Source organism: uncultured Roseobacter sp. (assembly GCF_947501835.1).
GTDB lineage: Bacteria > Pseudomonadota > Alphaproteobacteria > Rhodobacterales > Rhodobacteraceae > Roseobacter.
In genome coordinates this window covers 318417-336233 of record NZ_CANMXR010000005.1, presented here as the reverse complement: position 1 = coordinate 336233, position 17817 = coordinate 318417, and the positions used below count along the sequence as shown (strand labels likewise).

Here is a 17817-nt window from a genome sequence, read left to right as displayed (position 1 = left end):
GAAAGGCAGTGAACAAGTGATCCATGTATTTCTCGAAACGCCAAGACCCCTCACTACCTTGCTGAATGGAAGGCCCGGGCATCGCTCGGGCCTTTTTGCGTCAGTCTTTCGGGAAATTTCTAAATCCGGCGTCTACCAGATCGTGAATATAGGGTCGCGCAACGTCGGGTCCGATCATGGCGATGTTGGGTCGGCAGGCTAGCGAGACCAGACCGTGCACCGAGGCCCAAAGTAGCAGGAAGAACTGCCTGTGGCGGGTGTTCTCAGGATCGCCACCGCCAGCGGTCACCAGCATTTCCAGCAAACCCTCCTGCAGGTTTTGTGTTTTGAGATCGAGCTGCAGATCGGAATCGCGTTCAAAGAGCATCCACCACCGCCGCGGCTCAGCTATGGCAAAATCGAAATAAGCCTCGCCGATGGCAATGACCCGGGCGCGGTTGTCATCGGGGGCGGCGGCCACCGCGGCACGCAGGTTTTCCGAGAGCCGTTCTGCACATCGCGTGTTGACCGCGCGGACCACCCCGTTGAGGTCCCCAAAAGCGTTGTAGAGCGATCCGACAGAGATCTTCAGCTCTTGTGCAAGGCCACGTGCGTGAAGCGCATCGCCCCCTTTTTCAAGGACGATGCGCTCCGCCAGTTCCGTGGCCTTTTCGCGGATTTCAGCAAGGTTGCGGTCGCGTCTGGACAGTTTTTGTTCCGTGTTCATGACCCGATTTCTTGTGGTATCAGGCTGCGGTTGTCAATTTCAGAACGGCTCCGCCTGATGCGGCGTGTAGCGGTAGATCTGATCCGACAGGTCATTTTCCGCCATGAACCGCGCGATTGAGCCGAATGTTGCGGTGCCGATTTGCGCACCATGATCGGCGGTGGTCAGCGCCGCAGATGCCGCCGGCGCAAAGAGACGCTTGAGGCCGCCGATTTTCACTGGTTGCGGGTCAAAATGTGCCGCGATATTGGCCTTGATCTGCGCCTGATTCGTGGTGCCGTAGAGGCTCGCCATCAGCACATCGAGCGTGTGTTCTGTGCAGTTCTGAAACTGCGGTGTCATTGGATTGGCGAGCACCGAGTAGCTGGCGTTGTGCAGCGCGGCATAGGTCGGGCTAGCGATCACCTGCAGCAGTTTCTTTTGCAGTCTCGGGTCGGGGATGATGACACCCGCGTCCAGTTCAAAGACACCGGCGAAGAAGTCCGCGGGGCTGTCCTGCACCAATCGGCTTTGGGAATCGTCATCTGCGAGCTGGTAAAGGTTATAGACCCGGTAGCCCTTGTCGGTTGTGCCATCTGCACGCTGGATGGTCGAGTAGACCCAATAGGCGACGTGGGTGTAGTCGATCCCGCCGGGCAGGGTTTCGGGGTCCCGCCCAACGCGCCCGACGATGGCCACATGGGCCCCCCGGGCGGCGAGGTCCTGTTGCAGCGCGGTGGCGAAGACCAGAACTTCGGCGCGGGGCAGGACGGGTTGTGTGTCTTCGGCGCTGCCGGCCCAGGAAAGGGACGGCAGCAGCAATGTCAGCGCGATGGCAAAGAGGGTCAGAAAACGTTTCATATCGAGGTCTCCCGGAAATTTGTCGTTAGTCCAATGTGGGCGCCGCGTTGGGCATCACGGTGATGTTGATGGTCTGTTGCGGGCGGCTTGCGTGACCGATGTCAGCGCCCAGGTCGATGGCGCTGGTGCCAATCTCTTCCAGGGCAGACCCTGTCAGGGCGATGGCGGATCCCACGGCAACAATCGGTACCGAAGCAACGGTCGCCGCGCCCGAAGAGACGGCAGCGCCCCCGTGGCTGGCGGCTTCACCACTGTGATAGGCGGCCTCAGCGGAGTGCTGACCACTGGGGCCTGCAAAGGCGGCGGTTGCGGAAACGGCCATGGTCAGACCGATGAGAGCAGAGCGAATAAGCATTGTTGATCTCCTTTTGTGAACAATGTTCATAACAAATAGGAAGGCGCGGTGATTCCGTCAACACATTTTTTGAACAATGTTCACAAAAATCGGAAATTTCTTGCGGTGCGATGTGAAATGTTCATGAAAAAAGGGGATCGCACACAAAAAAAGAGCCGCAAAAATGCGGCTCCTTTGGTCGATGTCGGTGTTTTCAGACTGACATGCAGATGTATTTCATCTCCAGATAGTCTTCGATGCCGTGGTGGGATCCTTCGCGCCCGAGCCCGGATTGCTTCACCCCGCCGAAGGGGCCGAGCTCGGTTGAGATGATGCCGGTGTTCACGCCGACAATCCCGTATTCCAGCGCCTCGGCGACTTTGTACACGCGGCTGAGATCCTTGGCGTAGAAATACGAGGCCAGACCAAAGATCGTGTCGTTGGCCATGGCGATGACTTCATCTTCATCCTCGAATTTGAAAAGCGGAGCGAGCGGGCCGAAGGTTTCTTCGGTGGCAACCTTCATGTCCTGCGTGACCCCTGTGACCACTGTGGGCTCAAAGAACGTGCCCCCCATTTCATGGGCTTTGCCACCGGTCAGGATCGCGCCGCCGTTGTTCACGACGTCGTCCATATGCTCTTTCACCTTCTCGACCGCGTCCTGGTTGATCAGGGGACCGGTGGTCACACCCTCTTCGAGACCGTCGCCGACTTTCAGGTTCTCGACGGCGACCTTCAGCTTGGCGGCAAAGGCATCATAGACCCCGGTCTGCACGTAGATGCGGTTGGCGCAAACGCAGGTCTGACCGTTGTTGCGGAATTTGCAAAGCATCGCGCCTTCGACGGCGGCATCCAGATCGGCATCATCAAAGACAATGAAGGGCGCATTGCCACCGAGCTCCATGGAACATTTCATGACCTGATCAGCGGCCTGCTTCATCAGGATGCGCCCGACTTCGGTGGAGCCGGTGAAGGTCAGTTTGCGCACGGCGGGGTTCTCACAGAACTCCTTGCCCACCGCAGAAGATGAAGAGGAGGGCACCACGTTGAAAACGCCCGCCGGAATGCCAGCGCGTTCCGCCAACACGCCCATGACGATAGCAGAGAGCGGCGTTTCGGCGGCGGGGCGCGCCACGAAGGAGCAGCCAACCGCGAGCGCAGGGGCGGCCTTGCGTGTGATCATCGCATTGGGGAAATTCCACGGCGTGATCGACGCGGCCACCCCAATGGGCTGTTTCAGCACAGTGATGCGCTTGTCGCGCTGATGTCCGGGGATGGTCTCGCCATAGACGCGCTTGGCTTGCTCGCCCATGAATTCGATGAAGCTGGCGCCATAGGCGATCTCACCTTTGGCCTCCGCATGCGGTTTGCCCTGTTCGGCGGTCAGGATCGTGCCCAGATCGTCGGCATTTTCCATCATCAGGTCGAACCATTTGCGCATCACCGCCGCGCGTTCCTTGCCCGTCCAGGCGGCCCAGTCTTTCTGCGCCTCTTCGGCTTGGGCAATCGCGCCGGCCACCTGGGCACGGCTCAGATCAGCGACCTTGGCAATCACATCGCCCCGGGCGGGGTTGGTCACATCAAAGGTGCCGTCCTCCCCATCGACCCATTGTCCGCCGATGTAGGCGCGGGTTTCCAACAGGGTGGGGTCTTTGAGCAGGGATTTGAGATCGGTGTTTAGAATATCTTTCATTTCGGGTCCTCCACGAAAATGGCTGTGGTTCTCAAATCAACTCTGAGTATGATTGTCCAGTTCCGATCAAGAGGGTGAAACAAATGATGCCGTTGGACGATGCCTATGCGAATGCCGCCTACATAGAAGGGGCAGAAACATATCCCCCCAAATGGGCGGCGGCGGCATCGGCGTTTCGCGAAGGCTTGGGTCCGCGTGCCGAACTCGGCCTGTCTTACGGTCCGAGCGACCGTCAGGTGTTTGATTTCTTTAACGTCGAAGGGGTGTCGCGCGGGACGCTGATCTTTGTGCACGGCGGGTATTGGAAGGCTTTCGACCACAGCTCTTGGTCTCATCTGGCAGCGGGTGCGATGGCATCGGGCTGGTCCGTGGCCCTGCCAGGTTACGATCTGTGCCCGCGGGTGCGCATCTCGGAGATCACGCGTCAGATTGCGATGACGGTCACGAAAATCGCGGACCGCAGCGTTGACCCTATCGTGCTCGCGGGTCATTCGGCAGGGGGGCATCTGGTCTCCCGGATGATGGATCCGCTGGTATTGCCGGAGCCTGTGCGTCGCCGGATCGAACGGGTTGCGCCGATTTCGCCCGTTGCTAACCTGGCCCCGCTGCTTGAAACCTCGATGAATGAGATACTGCGACTGGATGCGGATGAGGTCATGGCCGAAAGCGTGATCAACATGGCCCCACCGCAAGAGGCATCGGTGAAGATTTGGGTTGGCGCGGATGAACGCCCTGTGTTTCTGGAGCAGGCCGACGCACAGGCCAAGGCTTGGGGCGTGGGGCAGGTGATTATGCCGGGAAAGCACCATTTCGATGTGATTGAGGCGCTGGAAGAACCTGACAGCGATCTGGTGCAGTTTCTGACCGGGCAATAGGCCTTGATCGCGGGCATGGAATCATCCAAGCATTCACCTGGCTGCGGGCGATGGCGTCGTCCGGTGGATGGCCATGATTTGTCCTGAACGCCGGGACCTTTCTGCATAAGGAGGGTCTGACATGACCACCCAGAAACACTCTGATCGCCCGGAAATTTACCGCTATCACAACGGTGAAAAATCGCCTTTGCCGTTTGCTGCGGCTGAATATGAGGCGCGCTTGACCGAGCTGCGGGAACGGATGGAAGCTGCCGGTGTCTCTGCGGCTGTCTTCACGTCGATGCATAATATCGCCTATTACTCCGGCTTCCTCTACTGCGCCTTTGGGCGGCCCTACGGCTTGGTCGTGACGGATAGGGATGCTGTCACCATCAGCGCGGGCATCGACGCAGGCCAGCCGTGGCGGCGCAGCTTTGCCGATAACATCACCTATACCGACTGGCAGCGCGACAATTTCTGGCGCGCCGTGGCCTCGGTGACCGGCAAGAATAAGATCATCGGCTATGAGGGCGACCACCTGACGCTGATGCAGCGCGACAAGCTGGAGGATTTCCTGAACCCGCTCACGATGGTGGACCTCTATGAGACCACGATGCGCCAGCGGATGCATAAATCCGACGCCGAGATCGCGCTGATCCGCCATGGTGCGCAGGTTGCGGATGTTGGCGGCTATGCGATCCGGGAGGCGATCAAACCGGGCGTGCGGGAGATTGACGTGGCCATGGCCGGACGCGACGCGATGGAACTGGAGATTGCCAAGCGGTTTCCGGATGCAGAGTACCGCGATACCTGGGTCTGGTTCCAGTCGGGCCTGAACACCGATGGCGCGCACAACCCGGTCACGGGGCGGGTGCTGGAACGGGGCGATATTCTGTCTCTGAACACCTTTCCGATGATTTTCGGATATTACACGGCGCTGGAACGCACGCTGTTTGTCGAGGAGGTGGATGCGGCGAGCCTGAAGATCTGGGCAGCGAATGTCGCAGCGCATGAATACGGCATGAGCCTGCTGAAACCGGGTGTGTCCTGTGCCGATGTCACCCATAAGATCAATGATTTCTTCGCCGAACGCGACCTGCTGCGCTATCGCACCTTTGGCTATGGGCATTCCTTTGGCGTGCTGAGCCACTACTACGGGCGTGAGGCCGGGTTGGAATTGCGAGAGGACATCGACACGGTTCTGGAGCCGGGTATGGTGATCTCAATGGAACCGATGCTGACAATTGCGGCGGATCAACCGGGCGCGGGTGGCTACCGGGAGCATGATATTCTGGTGATCACCGAAGAGGGTCACGAGAACATCACTGGCTACCCCTATGGGCCTGAGTTTAACGTCGTGGGCTGACGGTCAGCGGCACAGTTTGTGGCGGCCCGGTCAATTGAATTAGTTTCGTGCGGGGCACGGCCGACCACAGGCCTGATTGGACCTTTCCAACAGCTGCTACATTTGCGAAAGACCATGAGAAACTTGCGCAGGCGGGGCATGTAAATTGCGTTCACATGCCCTATCTAATAGCACAGGCGCATAAACCGGGAGATGGGCATGTTCGCACTGGCACGATTGCTGGTCATTGGCTTCGTCGTTTTGACGATCATCTATGTCTGTCTCTCCTTCTATTCACGCGCGGTCAGACGCGGTAAACTCGAAGCAGAGTGGGACGCGGCGCGGGGGCCGGGCAACCGCGAAAGCTTTGTACGCGCCGGTTTGCAGGACTATGACAGCTCGCTGCGGCGCAAGCTGATCCTCGGGGTCTACGTCATTCCGACCATTGCGGTTGGCCTGCTGATCTATTTTACGAATTTCGCCTGAGAAAGGGCCTGTCATGTTTTACGTCAAATGGGGTTTCATCGCGATCATCTGGTCGCTGATCGTGGCGGTGTTCCATTACACGCTGCCTCAGGTCGATATTGTACGTGTGACAGACACCTATGAAAAACGGATTGATCCCGGTGAAAACCGCCTGTTCTGGGCGCAGGCTGATGCAGGGTCAAATCCAAATGCGACAAGCCGTGATGTGTTCTTTATCCAGACCCGCCGGGCCGACAATCGGGTGATGGTCTACCGCAACGAAGACACGGGCTGGGGCTGGCCACCCTATTTCAAGTTCGACACTTCCAACCTGCAGGCCGAGGCGGCAGATGCGAAATCGACAGCTGCCGACCCGCAGTACAACGCCATTCGTCACTATGGGTGGCGGGTGGAATTTTTCTCGATTTTCCCCAATGCCATTTCGGTCTGGCCGGTGGAGGGGCCGGAGGCCAGCAAGCCTTTGCCCTGGCTGAACACGCTGATCCTGTTGTTTTTCGGCGCAATTTTCTATGGTGTCCGGGTACGCTGGCGGCGTTTCCGCGAGGCGCGGATCGACCCGAAACTGGAAGAAATCCAGGACAGCTGGGAAGCCGCCGAGGACAACATGGCCGAAAAACGCAGCCGGTTCCGCCGGTGGTGGGCCGCCAAGCGCCGCGGGTACTAGGCTTTTGCCAGCATCCGCCCCAACGCACGCCCGCCCAGAATGTGCACGTGCAGATGCGGCACTTCCTGCACGCCGTCCGCCCCGGCATTTGAGATCATGCGAAACCCATCGCCGGCGGTGAGGGTGACGCCCTCCATGCGGCACACCTCGCCGATGGCGCGGGTGTAATCGACAATCTCCGCCTCCGATGCCTCAGCGGCAAAGTGGTCGTAACTGATATAGGGCCCCTTGGGGATCACCAGCACATGTGTGGGCGCCTGTGGATAAAGATCGCGGAAGGCAAGGCTGTGGTCCGTTTCCAGCACAGTTGTATTCGGAATTTCGCCGCGCAGGATCTTGGCGAAGATGTTCTGGTCGTCGTAGGCGTAGCTCATATAGGCTCCTCAATCGGCAAACAGATGCGGGTTGCCCGCAATCTCGCGCGCGGCATCGGGCGAGATTGACAGGAATTCGGCCAGCGCCTGCGCATTGTCATCCATGTCATCGGATTCACGAATGCGGCTGTAGTTTTTGAAATCCGCATCGCGAATGCGGTCGCTTTCGAAGATCATGTCGTTGCGAATGGTTGGCAGCAAGCGTTCGAGTGTCTCGGAGGAGGTCTGCTCGCCTGCCAGCCCCACACGCATGGCGTGCCCGATCAGATAATCATCGGTGAAACTACACTCGATCTCAAGCAGGCGGGTCACGGATCTGTCGGCGGCGAAATCCTGCAGCAACTCGATGTTGCCAGGATCCATGCAGACGATCATGCGGTCCGTCTCGTAGAAATCAAACAGCATCCGCATCAGGGCGCGCCGGTGGCGTGTGCGTTTTTCCAGTGAGGTCTGGATCCCGCCAAGATCGGGCAGCGGCGTATCTTCTTCGTTAAAGAGATATTCAACCGCAGGCACATTTGTTGTCTGTCTGATCCGCTCCAACACGCGTTTGGCCACGTGCCATTTCTTGCAGACCACAACCAGTAATTCGCGTTCGCGGCCAAGGGTCGATTCCGTTTCCCAGAACCGCGAAGCAAAGCGGCGACCGATCCGGCCCCGACCCGTCAGGAACTTGAAAAGACTGGGACCTTCTCCCGAAATCTGGAAATGCACGCCCGACGCCGCATAGAGCAGTCCAAGGCGACGTTTGAGATCCCGCGCCTCCGGGCTGATCTTGCGAGCAAAAAGGTAATCCTGGCTGATCAGCATGTCGTAGTGATCGTTATAGAACGTCACTGGCATCCCATAATCCGTGAACATCAGGAAGGTCAGGGTGCGGCTGCGGATTTCCGGTTCAGGCACAAGATGGGGCACGATGGTCTGAAAGAAGGTCTCGTCCGGGATCCAGGTGGTCGAAAAAAAGCGCATCACGTCGCGGCGTTCTTTGATGAAAGCCAGCACCTTTTCCACGGTCTCCCGGCGCAGGCACCACCATTGGCTGCCGATCCTGATCTGGATGTCGTCGGGCAGGGTGCGTTGTAGTTTCAACCGGCGTTGCAGCTCCATAGAGGCGTAGAAAAGCGGCTTGTTTTTGCGCTCGTTAAAGAAGTGGCGGTAGATCAACCGCTCTTCCTTCATACCGGTCTTGATCCAGTCACTTTCGAAATAATCGAAGTTTTCAATGAAATCCGCATCGTTTTCACCAAGAAACTGATGCGTATATTCTGCGGTCTTGATGGCCATGCAATCGCCCGACAGCATGTAGAAATGCGTCGCACGCGGATAGGCCTCGACCGCCGCCTGCACCGCGTTCAGGGTGGCCTGAACCAGGGACCACTCGCCCCAGCCGCATTTCACGCGGCGTTTGACGAATGTTACATTTGCGTTCCCATTCAAGGCCTTGCGGATTTTGTCGTAGTGATTGGGGTTGGCGCGCGCATCAAAATGGATCGCCATGTAGTCGCCTGCCGCGGTCAACCGCTCCGCCTGCCGGATGATGGCATCGGGATCTTTATGGCACAAAAGGATAAAGGCGATCTTTGCCACGGTGAAACTGGTCTGCTCTTTTTTCTGCCACTCTATACTTTGATAAGCATGAAGGCGCATTGAATAAACTGTATTTTTTTGCTTTTTTCGCAACCAACACGTGCTGCGTTCCCAAACGCGCCGGTCGAGCAGGAGTACGACAGATGGGTTTCCCCGGAACCTGGATGACCACAAGTCAAAGCATGGTGTACCGTGTGGTGCCCAAATGTGCCTGCTCCACCATTGGTCAGATCATGTATTATTCCGACCACGGAGAGTTCTTTGAGGGCGACATTCACGATGCAAAAGAGGGGCTGCACAAATGGGCGCTGGAGGACAGCCAGGCACCGATCACCGACAATGTGCAACAGCACAAATCCTATGCTTTCACCTGCGTGCGCAATCCTTACACGCGGATTCTAAGCTCCTTCTTTGACAAGATTTGCGGGATTCAACGCAACGGCAAGCGGTATCGCGGCAATCTGGTGCCCCAGCTGGCACAAAAATACGGGATCGACGTGGGGGGCGACGATGGGGAGGGCGCGTTTGATCAGATCGCGTCGTTCAGGCGGTTTTTGCTGTTCGCGCGGGACACCATAAAGTTCCGCAAACCCATGGACCCGGATATCCACTGGTCCGCCATGTCCGGTCATGTCAGCACCTTTATCGTGAATGGCGGGACCTATGACAAAATCGTCTGGACGGAGCAGTTCAATGACGGGATGCAGGATGTTCTGAAAGCGATTGAGACGCCTTTCCCGATCAAGCTGGACAAGGTGCCGAGGTTCAATGAGAGCGAAGGGCACGGCCCCAAACGTATCCATGCGGTCGAGGATTATTTCGACGACCTGTCGATGCATCTGGTCTATGAGATTTACAAACGCGATTTTGAATTATTCAAATATGACTTTGAAAATCCGGGCAACAAACTGCCCCTCAGCGAGATCGATCTCGACGAAGTGCACGCCAAGCTGGGCGACTGATCACAACCTCAGGAACCGCTGAACGGCCCCAACACGCTGGTGCGGTGATCGACCTGGAAGATGTGATTGTAGAGCTGTGCCACCCATTGCTTACCCTCCATCGTCTGTTCCAGGTGCCCCAGTGCCGGCCCGATGAGCGGCTGCACCTGTGACCAGAAAAAATCGGGGAATTTCTCCATCAGGTCCACTGCGCTTTCATAGCCCAACTGCTCGGCCATGCCGGTTTCCTGAAATTCCAGGAACAGCGCGCCGATCTTGCGGTGATAAAACGGATCGGCCATCTGGCCAATCAGATCGGCGGCACGCACCAGCGCAGGTTCGCTTGAGGTGGAGTGATAATAGGGGTCATCGGGGACCGGAAATCGCGTGTAATCCACGGCTGTTGCGATTCGTTCTTCGTCGATCAGAACCGATTCTGAAAACCGCTTGCGCGCATACATCATACCCCGGTCGACATGGTAGGGGGCGAGGAAGGCATCCGAGCCACCGCGCGGCGGTGTGATCGTATTTCCTTCAGCGTCGATCACAACCGTTGATCCTTTATCACCTTCGCAAATGTCGCGCAGGTACCCGATGTCGTGGACCAGCAGAGAGATGATATAGTGCAGCCAGTCACGCGGTTGGATGGCCTCCGTCACCAGTCTGCCGCGCATGATCTGTTGGCCGACCAGCGTGACCATAATGGTGTGTTCCGCGTTGTGATAGAGCGCGTCAGAATTTGCGAGACGTTCGAGGACCATCTTGGCGCAACCATTGATGTAGGCGGCATATTCAGGGTCGCGACCCGAGAAATACTGGAGAAACGTCTCCGACAGATGTTCGCCAAAAGAAGACGCCAGCGTTGCCGTCGGATTAAACATCGGGAGCTCCCGGTCAATTGTCGTTAGATCGTCATACAACATTTTATTGTGAACGCCTAATGGGAGAGTGTCACGATCAGAAAACACGTTTTGGGTGCTGTCCTTTGCTGTTGAGACCGGGCCAACTTGCGCCTTCACGCGTCTGGGATTACATCACCGAGTATGGCCCAGGTAAAATCTGCATCAAAGTCCGATCCCAACTACAAAGTCGTGGCCGAAAACCGGCGCGCGCGCTTTGACTATGCGATCGAGGAAGACATCGAATGCGGGATCATTCTGGAAGGATCAGAAGTGAAATCGCTGCGGATGGACGGGGCGAATATCGCGGAGAGCTATGCTGCGGTCGAGGAGGGAGAACTGTGGTTGGTCAACAGCTACATCGCCCCCTACAAGCAGGCGAAAACCTTCCAACACGATGAACGGCGCCGCCGCAAATTGCTGGTCTCGCGCAAGCAGCTGTCGGATTTCTGGAATGCGACGCAACGCAAAGGCATGACCTTGGTGCCGCTGGTGTTGTACTTCAATCATCGCGGTATGGCGAAGATCAAGATTGGTGTCGCTAAGGGCAAGAAGCTGCACGACAAACGGGAGACGGCGGCCAAGCGCGACTGGTCGCGTCAGAAGTCGCGGCTGATGAAGGATCACGGCTAGGAAAAACCCGCTCTGGCGCTGTTCAGATCCGCTGGAAATGGGCGTCTTGTCATGTGGGCTGCTGGCCATCGCTGCGCAAGCGGACTTGATACCAAAGCCCGTGGGCGGTACCCAGAGTTTGATTTGCACTGCCGGGAGACTCGCATGGCTGATGATCCAAAAACACTGGTGTCCACCGCATGGTTGGCCCAACACCTGAAAGACCCCGATCTGCGGATTTTGGATGCCTCTTGGTATCTGCCCGAAGCGGGCCGCGATGCGCGCGCCGAATACGATGCGGGGCACATTCCAGGCACGCGGTTTTTCGACATTGACGAGATTTCGGATCACCGTTCCGATCTGCCGCATATGGCGCCCCCCGTTGAGAAATTCATGTCGCGTCTGCGTGCGATGGGCGTGGGGGATGGGCATCAGGTTGTGGTCTATGATGGGGCCGGGCTGCTGTCGGCCGCCCGCGTTTGGTGGCTTTTTCGTCTGATGGGGCAGGAAAACGTGGCCGTGCTGGACGGTGGATTTCCAAAATGGCAAGCGGAGGGGCATCCGGTGGAGGACATGCCTCCGATCATCCGCGACCGTCACATGACCGTGCGGATGCAGAACCAATTGGTGCGCGATGTCACGCAGGTCTCCTCCGCGTCCAAGCTTGGCGATCATGTGATCGTTGACGCCCGCGCTGCCTCGCGGTTTCGCGGAGAAGCGCCGGAGCCGCGTGATGGGCTGCGCGCCGGTCACATTCCGGGGTCGCGCAACGTGCCCTATGCCGACCTGTTGAATACTGACAAGACGATGAAAGACCCTGAGGCCTGCCGCGCGATCTTTAACGCAGCTGGTGTTGATTTAAGGATGCCCATCATCACCACCTGTGGGTCCGGCGTAACCGCGGCCATTCTGGCACTGGCGCTGGAACGTCTGGGCCATGCGCATTGGTCGCTTTATGATGGATCTTGGGCCGAATGGGGGATGTTCCCCACGGTACCCGTCGCAACCGGAGACGCTTGATGTTTGAAACCCTGGAAAAACGACCTGCCGATGGCATTCTTGCCCTGATGCAGATGTACAAGGACGATCCGCGCCAGACCAAGATTGATCTGGGCGTAGGGGTCTATAAGGATGCAACGGGCCTGACACCCGTGATGCGTGCGATCAAAACCGCAGAGCAACAGCTTTGGGAGCAGGAAAACACCAAGGTCTACACCGGGCTGGCGGGCGATCCTGCGTTTTCGGACGCGATGATCAAGCTTGTCCTGTCCGACGCCGTGGCGCGCGACACCATCGCAGCGGTCGCAACGCCGGGCGGCACAGGTGCCGTGCGGCAGGCCTTTGAACTGATCCAAATGGCGCGACCTGAGGCGCGGGTTTTCGTATCCGACCCAACCTGGCCAAACCACATTTCGATCCTGGGGTATCTTGGCATCGAGGTGGTGCGGTACCGGTACTTTGACGATGAAAGCCGCGGTGTCGATTTCGATGGCATGATGGAAGACCTGCGGCAGGCCAAGGCGGGCGATGTCGTGCTGCTGCACGGCTGTTGTCATAACCCGACGGGTGCAAACCTGAACATGACGGAATGGCAGGCGGTTGTGGAGGTGTTGAACGACACCGGTGCCGTGCCGATGATCGATATTGCGTATCAGGGGTTCGGAGATGGTCTGGAGGAAGATGCAGCGGCAACGCGTCTGGTTGCCGCGTCGGTGCCGGAGTGCCTGATTGCCGCCAGCTGCTCGAAGAACTTCGGCATTTACCGCGAAAGGACCGGCCTGTTGATGGCGGTGAGCCAGAATGCGGAGGCCCGCAAGCTGCATCAGGACACGCTGGCGTTTCTGAACCGGCAGAATTTTTCTTTCCCGCCGGATCATGGGGCGCGGCTGGTGACGATGATCCTGAACGATGAGGCACTGCGCCAGGACTGGATGGCTGAGGTTGAAGAGGTGCGCAGCAGCATGCTGGGCCTGCGGACTCAATTGGCCAGCGAGTTGCAGCGCCTGTCCGGATCTGACCGGTTTGGTTTTATTGCGCAGCACCGGGGGATGTTTTCCCGACTGGGTACGACGCCGCAAAAGGTCGAGGAGATGCGGGAGAAAAACGGCATCTATATGGTGGCGGACAGTCGCATGAACATTGCGGGGCTGAACGCCGAAACCGTGCCCATTCTGGCCAAGGCGATCATCGACGCGGGTGTCTGATGTTGGCGCGGAGGGTAAGAGGTATTTGCCTTCGGCGGGGATATTTAGGGCCAGAAGAATGTGAGGCCGCATGGCTGTTTGCAAAAGAAAGCCCGGGCGCGAAGGCCCGGGCTTTTTAGTTCGTTCTGACAGGGCTTAACCCTTGGAGAAGTCCGGATAGGCTTCCATACCCAGCTCACTGGTGTCGAGGCCGTTGATCTCAGCCTCTTCGCTGACACGGATACCCATGGTGGCCTTCAAGATGGACCAGACAATAAGGCTAGCCACGAAGGTGAAGACACCGTAGCCAATGATCCCCATCAACTGCGTACCGAGGCTGGCGTCACCGTAGAAGATGACAGCGATGGTGCCCCAGATGCCCGCCAGAAGGTGAACAGGGATTGCGCCGACCACATCGTCGATTTTGAACTTATCCAGCATCGGCACGGCGAAGACCACAATCACGCCACCAATGGCACCAATCCAGAGCGCGCCGAAGAGCGTTGGCGCCAGGGGTTCGGCGGTGATGGAGACAAGGCCCGCAAGCGCGCCGTTCAGCACCATGGTCAGGTCCACTTTCTTGTACATGACCTGCGTCAGGATCAGAGCTGTTACAGCACCGGCAGCCGCCGCCATGTTGGTGTTGGCGAAGATACGCGAGACGTCGGACACATCACCGACAGTGCCCATGGCAAGCTGCGAACCGCCGTTGAAGCCGAACCAGCCGAGCCACAGGATGAACGTCCCCAAGGTCGCAAGCGCCAGGTTGGAGCCGGGCATCGGGTTCACGCGGCCGTCCTTGTACTTGCCCAGACGTGGACCAAGCACGATGGCACCGGCCAGAGCGGCCCAACCGCCAACGGAGTGCACGACGGTGGAACCGGCGAAGTCGGAGAAGCCTGCTTCGGACAGCCAGCCGCCGCCCCACTGCCAGGACCCGGATATGGGATACATGACGCCCGTGAGGATGATCACGAAGACCAGGAATGGCCACAGCTTGATCCGCTCGGCCAGTGCACCTGACACAATCGATGCTGTGGCGGCGACAAAGACCAACTGGAAGAAGAAGTCCGACCCGATGGAGGCATAATCCAGTGCTGCATCCGCAGCCGCAACACCGACTGGGTCAAGCGTTGTTGTGGAGAAGAATGGGCCCACCCAACCGGCAATGATCCAGCCGTCGCCCGGGTACATCAGGTTGAAACCGATGAGCCAATACATGATCGCGGCGAAAGAATAGAGCGCGATGTTCTTGGTCAGCTGCATGGTCACGTTCTTGGACCGCACGAGGCCTGCTTCGAGCATCGCAAAGCCCGCGGCCATGAAGAAGACCAGGAAGCCAGCCACGAGGAACAGGAGCGTCGTCATGATATACGGGCCGATTTCATCGAAGCCCGGTGCCGCGTCCTGTGCGAGAGCCAGCGTCGGCAGCGCGGTCAGCGCCGCTGCGATGGCGAATGTTTTGAGGTTTTTCATAAGTCTTATCCCTAAGCTACAGCGACTTCACAGCGCGTCTTCGTTGGTTTCGCCGGTACGGACGCGAACGGCCTGATCGACACTCAGAACGAAAATCTTGCCGTCGCCGATTTTTCCTGTGTGCGCGGTCTTGGTGATCGTTTCGACCACCTGATCGACGGCGCTTGCCGCCACGACGATCTCGATTTTGACCTTCGGCACGAAATTCACCGCGTATTCAGCGCCGCGATAGATTTCGGTGTGACCTGACTGTGAGCCAAAACCTTTGATTTCGGTTACCATCATGCCGCGCACTCCGGCTTCGGTCAGTGCTTCACGCACCTCCTCCAGCTTGAACGGCTTGATTGTTGCAATGATGAGTTTCACCTCGTGTCCCCTTAACTTGGCAGAGTTCTCTGCAATGGTTGCGCCTGAAGAAAACGTCATCGGGTCGTGAACATGAAAGTTTCGGGGGGTGGTTCTCGGGAGAAACCGAAGTGAGTTGATCAATTATTGGGCGTTTCGAAAAAACCGCTTAAAAATTAATCAGACAAATAATGATCTTTCGTACTGCCACCACCTCAACAATTCCGTCCAGCCGGGGTAAGCTGCACAAAACAACACTGGGCCGGGCAGGTTCTTCATGAGTGATTCACGCAAAGGCAGGCGGCCACTGGTCGCGGATAAGCGCTACGGTGCGCAACCGAAAAAGACGCGCAAACCCAAGGCCAAGCCGAAAGCAAAACCGCGCAAGACAGCGCGGCGCCGCACGCCAACGAAGAAGCGCGGCGGTATCATAGGCTTCTTTCAACGCATCATCCGCTGGATCTTGCGTCTGATCTGGCGTGTGACCTGGCGGATCGGCGCGGTGGTTTGCCTGATGCTGGGGCTGATGGTTGGATACTTCTATACCACGCTGCCAGACGTGACCGAGCTGTTGGATGCGCGCGCGCGCGGGTCGGTGACCATGCTGGACGATGCCGGGCAGGTTTTTGCCTGGCGTGGTGATCAGTTCGGTGGCGTTGTTACGGCGGATACGGTCTCGCCACATCTGCGCAACGCGATTGTTGCGACCGAAGACAAACGGTTCTACCGCCACTTCGGCCTCAGCCCGCGGGGCATTGCAAGTGCTGTGCGCATCAACCTCAGTGAGGGGCGCGGTCCCTTGTCCGGGCACGGCGGGTCCACGATTACGCAGCAGGTGGCCAAGCTCCTGTGCCTCGGTGTGCCGTTCGATCCGACCGTTCAGTCGGAAGCGGAATACGAGGCGGAGTGTCGTCGCGGTACGATCAAACGCAAGGCGTCCGAGGCCATCTACGCGCTGGCGATGGAGGCGAAATACTCCAAGGACGACATCCTGACGATCTACATGAACCGTGCCTTTCTGGGCGCGGGGGCGCGTGGGTTCGAAGCGGCAAGCCAGCGATATTTCGGTAAGTCAGCCGCAAATGTGAACCCGGCGGAAGCTGCGATGCTTGCGGGGCTTCTGGTGGCCCCCACACGCTTCGCACCGACGAATGACCTCACGCGGTCGCAGGGGCGGGCGGCAACGATTGTTCGCTTGATGAATGAACAAGGTTATCTGTCGGACGCCGAAGCCCGCGATGCCCAAAGCAAACCTGCGCAGCTGTCACAGGCGGCCGAAGCGCGCGCGGGCGGGTATTTTGCCGATTGGGTGATGTCGTCAGGGCCAGAATTCTTCACCCGGAAGACCACCGAAGATGTGATCATCAGAACCACCCTGGATCAACGCATTCAGCGCGCCGCGGATGAGGCCATGCAATGGGTGTTCGAGAACAAGATCCGCGACGGCAGCAAAGCGCAGGCCGCCATCGTTGTGATGTCTGCCGACGGCGCGGTGCGCGCGATGGTGGGCGGGCGCAAGACCAAGGTCGCGGGGGCATTTAATCGCGCGGTTCAGGCGAAACGCCAGACCGGTTCAGCTTTCAAGCCGTTCGTTTATGCGGCAGCCCTTGATCTGGGGTATTCCCCGAATGACACGGTTGTAGATGAACCGCTGACCATTAATATCCCCGGGTCGGGCCCCTGGTCACCGCGCAACTACACCAACAGGTTCTATGGCAAGGTTTCCTTGACCCAAGCCTTGCAGGACAGCCTGAACATTCCAGCAGTCAAGGTTTCGGAATTCGTGGGTCGTGATCTCGTGCGGCAGGTTGCCAGTGAATTCGGCCTGCAGAGCGATCTTGCCGCGGGGCCGGCACTGGCGCTGGGCGCGTCCGAAAGCACGCTGATCGAAATGACCGGTGCCTATGCGGGCATTCTGAACGGTGGATCGTCTGTCGTTCCTTACGGTCTCGTCGAGCTTCGGCTTTTGGGCGACGATGAGCCGTTGATGGGGACCGGCGGCGGCATTGGTGAGCGGGTGGTGCAGGAACCGGCGGCGCGGCAGCTCATCTACATGATGGAGAAAGTGGTCTCCGAAGGGACCGGCAAGCGCGCGCAGTTTGGCGGGCGTCAGCTGGCAGGCAAGACCGGCACGACGCAGGCCGCACGCGACGCCTGGTTCGTCGGGTTCTCTGCGGATTACGTGGCGGGGGTCTGGATGGGATATGACGACAACACTCCCTTGACCGGCGTCACAGGCGCGGGTCTGCCTGCCGACATCTGGCGTGAGACCATGATGCGCGTGCATGAAGGTGTGCCGCTCAAGCCTTTGCCCCTGATGTTGCCCTCACAATCCGGGGAGGTCCGCGAACCGAGCGGGGGCCAACAGGGCGGCGGTGCGGTCGGAGTTCTGGAAGGTCTATTGCGCGATATTCTGGGCGGTGGCGGCGGGTCCGGAAATACGCCGCCAAATGCCAATGGCGGCGATCGCTAGATCGG

18 protein-coding genes are annotated in these 17817 nt (G+C 58.4%); 9 read left to right on the top strand and 9 right to left on the bottom strand.

Features of this window, described 5'->3' with window-relative positions; all coding sequences use genetic code 11:
• Positions 1–100 precede the first annotated feature (100 nt).
• The 4 genes from Q1A20_RS13105 to Q1A20_RS13090 form a co-directional block, all read right to left on the bottom strand.
• Complete coding sequence (locus Q1A20_RS13105) at positions 101–706, bottom strand: TetR/AcrR family transcriptional regulator (protein ID WP_298974442.1); 606 nt, start codon at positions 704–706, stop codon at positions 101–103.
• Positions 707–745: 39 nt separating this feature from the next.
• On the bottom strand, positions 746–1546 hold the full coding sequence (locus Q1A20_RS13100) for a DUF2145 domain-containing protein (protein WP_299408389.1): 801 nt from the start codon (positions 1544–1546) through the stop codon (positions 746–748).
• A 25-nt stretch (positions 1547–1571) separates the two neighbouring features.
• Complete coding sequence (locus Q1A20_RS13095; RefSeq protein ID WP_299408386.1) at positions 1572–1901, bottom strand: hypothetical protein; 330 nt, start codon at positions 1899–1901, stop codon at positions 1572–1574.
• Between the two features lie 193 nt (positions 1902–2094).
• On the bottom strand, positions 2095–3573 hold the full coding sequence (locus Q1A20_RS13090) for an NAD-dependent succinate-semialdehyde dehydrogenase (protein WP_299408385.1): 1479 nt from the start codon (positions 3571–3573) through the stop codon (positions 2095–2097).
• A gap of 86 nt (positions 3574–3659) precedes the next feature.
• Here Q1A20_RS13090 and Q1A20_RS13085 point away from each other — a divergent pair, with 86 nt between their 5' ends.
• The 4 genes from Q1A20_RS13085 to Q1A20_RS13070 all read left to right on the top strand — a co-directional run bounded on the left by Q1A20_RS13085 (position 3660) and on the right by Q1A20_RS13070 (position 6922).
• Complete coding sequence (locus Q1A20_RS13085; RefSeq protein ID WP_299408487.1) at positions 3660–4448, top strand: alpha/beta hydrolase; 789 nt, start codon at positions 3660–3662, stop codon at positions 4446–4448.
• Between the two features lie 121 nt (positions 4449–4569).
• Positions 4570–5793 (top strand): aminopeptidase P family protein, encoded by a 1224-nt coding sequence (locus Q1A20_RS13080; RefSeq protein WP_299408382.1) that lies wholly within the window; start codon positions 4570–4572, stop codon positions 5791–5793.
• 198 nt (positions 5794–5991) lie between these two features.
• The gene (locus Q1A20_RS13075; RefSeq protein ID WP_298974447.1) at positions 5992–6258 is read left to right on the top strand and encodes a hypothetical protein; all 267 of its coding nucleotides are present in this window, start codon (positions 5992–5994) and stop codon (positions 6256–6258) included.
• A 13-nt stretch (positions 6259–6271) separates the two neighbouring features.
• Entirely contained in the window at positions 6272–6922 is a 651-nt protein-coding gene (locus Q1A20_RS13070) for a DUF1523 family protein (RefSeq protein WP_299408380.1), read from the top strand.
• Here the strand turns inward: Q1A20_RS13070 and Q1A20_RS13065 are convergent.
• Both Q1A20_RS13065 and Q1A20_RS13060 read right to left on the bottom strand, forming a co-directional pair.
• Positions 6919–7296, bottom strand: a complete 378-nt coding sequence (locus Q1A20_RS13065; RefSeq protein ID WP_299408378.1) for a histidine triad nucleotide-binding protein — start codon at positions 7294–7296, stop codon at positions 6919–6921. The genes Q1A20_RS13070 and Q1A20_RS13065 overlap by 4 nt on opposite strands.
• Before the next feature lie 9 nt (positions 7297–7305).
• The gene (locus Q1A20_RS13060; RefSeq protein ID WP_299408485.1) at positions 7306–8883 is read right to left on the bottom strand and encodes a DUF5928 domain-containing protein; all 1578 of its coding nucleotides are present in this window, start codon (positions 8881–8883) and stop codon (positions 7306–7308) included.
• A 143-nt stretch (positions 8884–9026) separates the two neighbouring features.
• Between Q1A20_RS13060 and Q1A20_RS13055 the strand changes: the two genes are divergently transcribed.
• A complete protein-coding gene (locus Q1A20_RS13055; RefSeq protein ID WP_299408376.1) occupies positions 9027–9845 on the top strand; it encodes a sulfotransferase family protein in 819 nt (272 codons plus the stop codon).
• An 8-nt stretch (positions 9846–9853) separates the two neighbouring features.
• Here Q1A20_RS13055 and Q1A20_RS13050 read toward each other — a convergent pair whose 3' ends face one another.
• Positions 9854–10705 (bottom strand): hypothetical protein, encoded by an 852-nt coding sequence (locus Q1A20_RS13050; protein ID WP_298974451.1) that lies wholly within the window; start codon positions 10703–10705, stop codon positions 9854–9856.
• Between the two features lie 162 nt (positions 10706–10867).
• On the opposite strand from Q1A20_RS13050, the gene smpB reads away from it, so the two are divergent.
• From smpB to Q1A20_RS13035, 3 genes are all read left to right on the top strand, one after another.
• The gene (smpB, locus tag Q1A20_RS13045; RefSeq protein ID WP_299408371.1) at positions 10868–11356 is read left to right on the top strand and encodes an SsrA-binding protein SmpB; all 489 of its coding nucleotides are present in this window, start codon (positions 10868–10870) and stop codon (positions 11354–11356) included.
• A gap of 144 nt (positions 11357–11500) precedes the next feature.
• Positions 11501–12355, top strand: coding sequence for a 3-mercaptopyruvate sulfurtransferase (sseA, locus tag Q1A20_RS13040; RefSeq protein ID WP_299408368.1), 855 nt, complete (start codon positions 11501–11503; stop codon positions 12353–12355).
• Positions 12310–13539, top strand: coding sequence for an amino acid aminotransferase (locus Q1A20_RS13035; RefSeq protein ID WP_299408365.1), 1230 nt, complete (start codon positions 12310–12312; stop codon positions 13537–13539). Before sseA ends, Q1A20_RS13035 begins: the two co-directional genes overlap by 46 nt.
• Positions 13540–13674: 135 nt before the next feature.
• Here Q1A20_RS13035 and Q1A20_RS13030 read toward each other — a convergent pair whose 3' ends face one another.
• Entirely contained in the window at positions 13675–14994 is a 1320-nt protein-coding gene (locus tag Q1A20_RS13030; protein ID WP_298974456.1) for an ammonium transporter, read from the bottom strand.
• Positions 14995–15021: 27 nt separating this feature from the next.
• Positions 15022–15360: a P-II family nitrogen regulator gene (locus Q1A20_RS13025; protein ID WP_298974997.1), complete on the bottom strand. Its 339-nt coding sequence runs from the start codon at positions 15358–15360 to the stop codon at positions 15022–15024.
• Between the two features lie 256 nt (positions 15361–15616).
• On the opposite strand from Q1A20_RS13025, the gene Q1A20_RS13020 reads away from it, so the two are divergent.
• The gene (locus Q1A20_RS13020; protein WP_299917058.1) at positions 15617–17812 is read left to right on the top strand and encodes a transglycosylase domain-containing protein; all 2196 of its coding nucleotides are present in this window, start codon (positions 15617–15619) and stop codon (positions 17810–17812) included.
• Positions 17813–17817 lie beyond the last annotated feature (5 nt).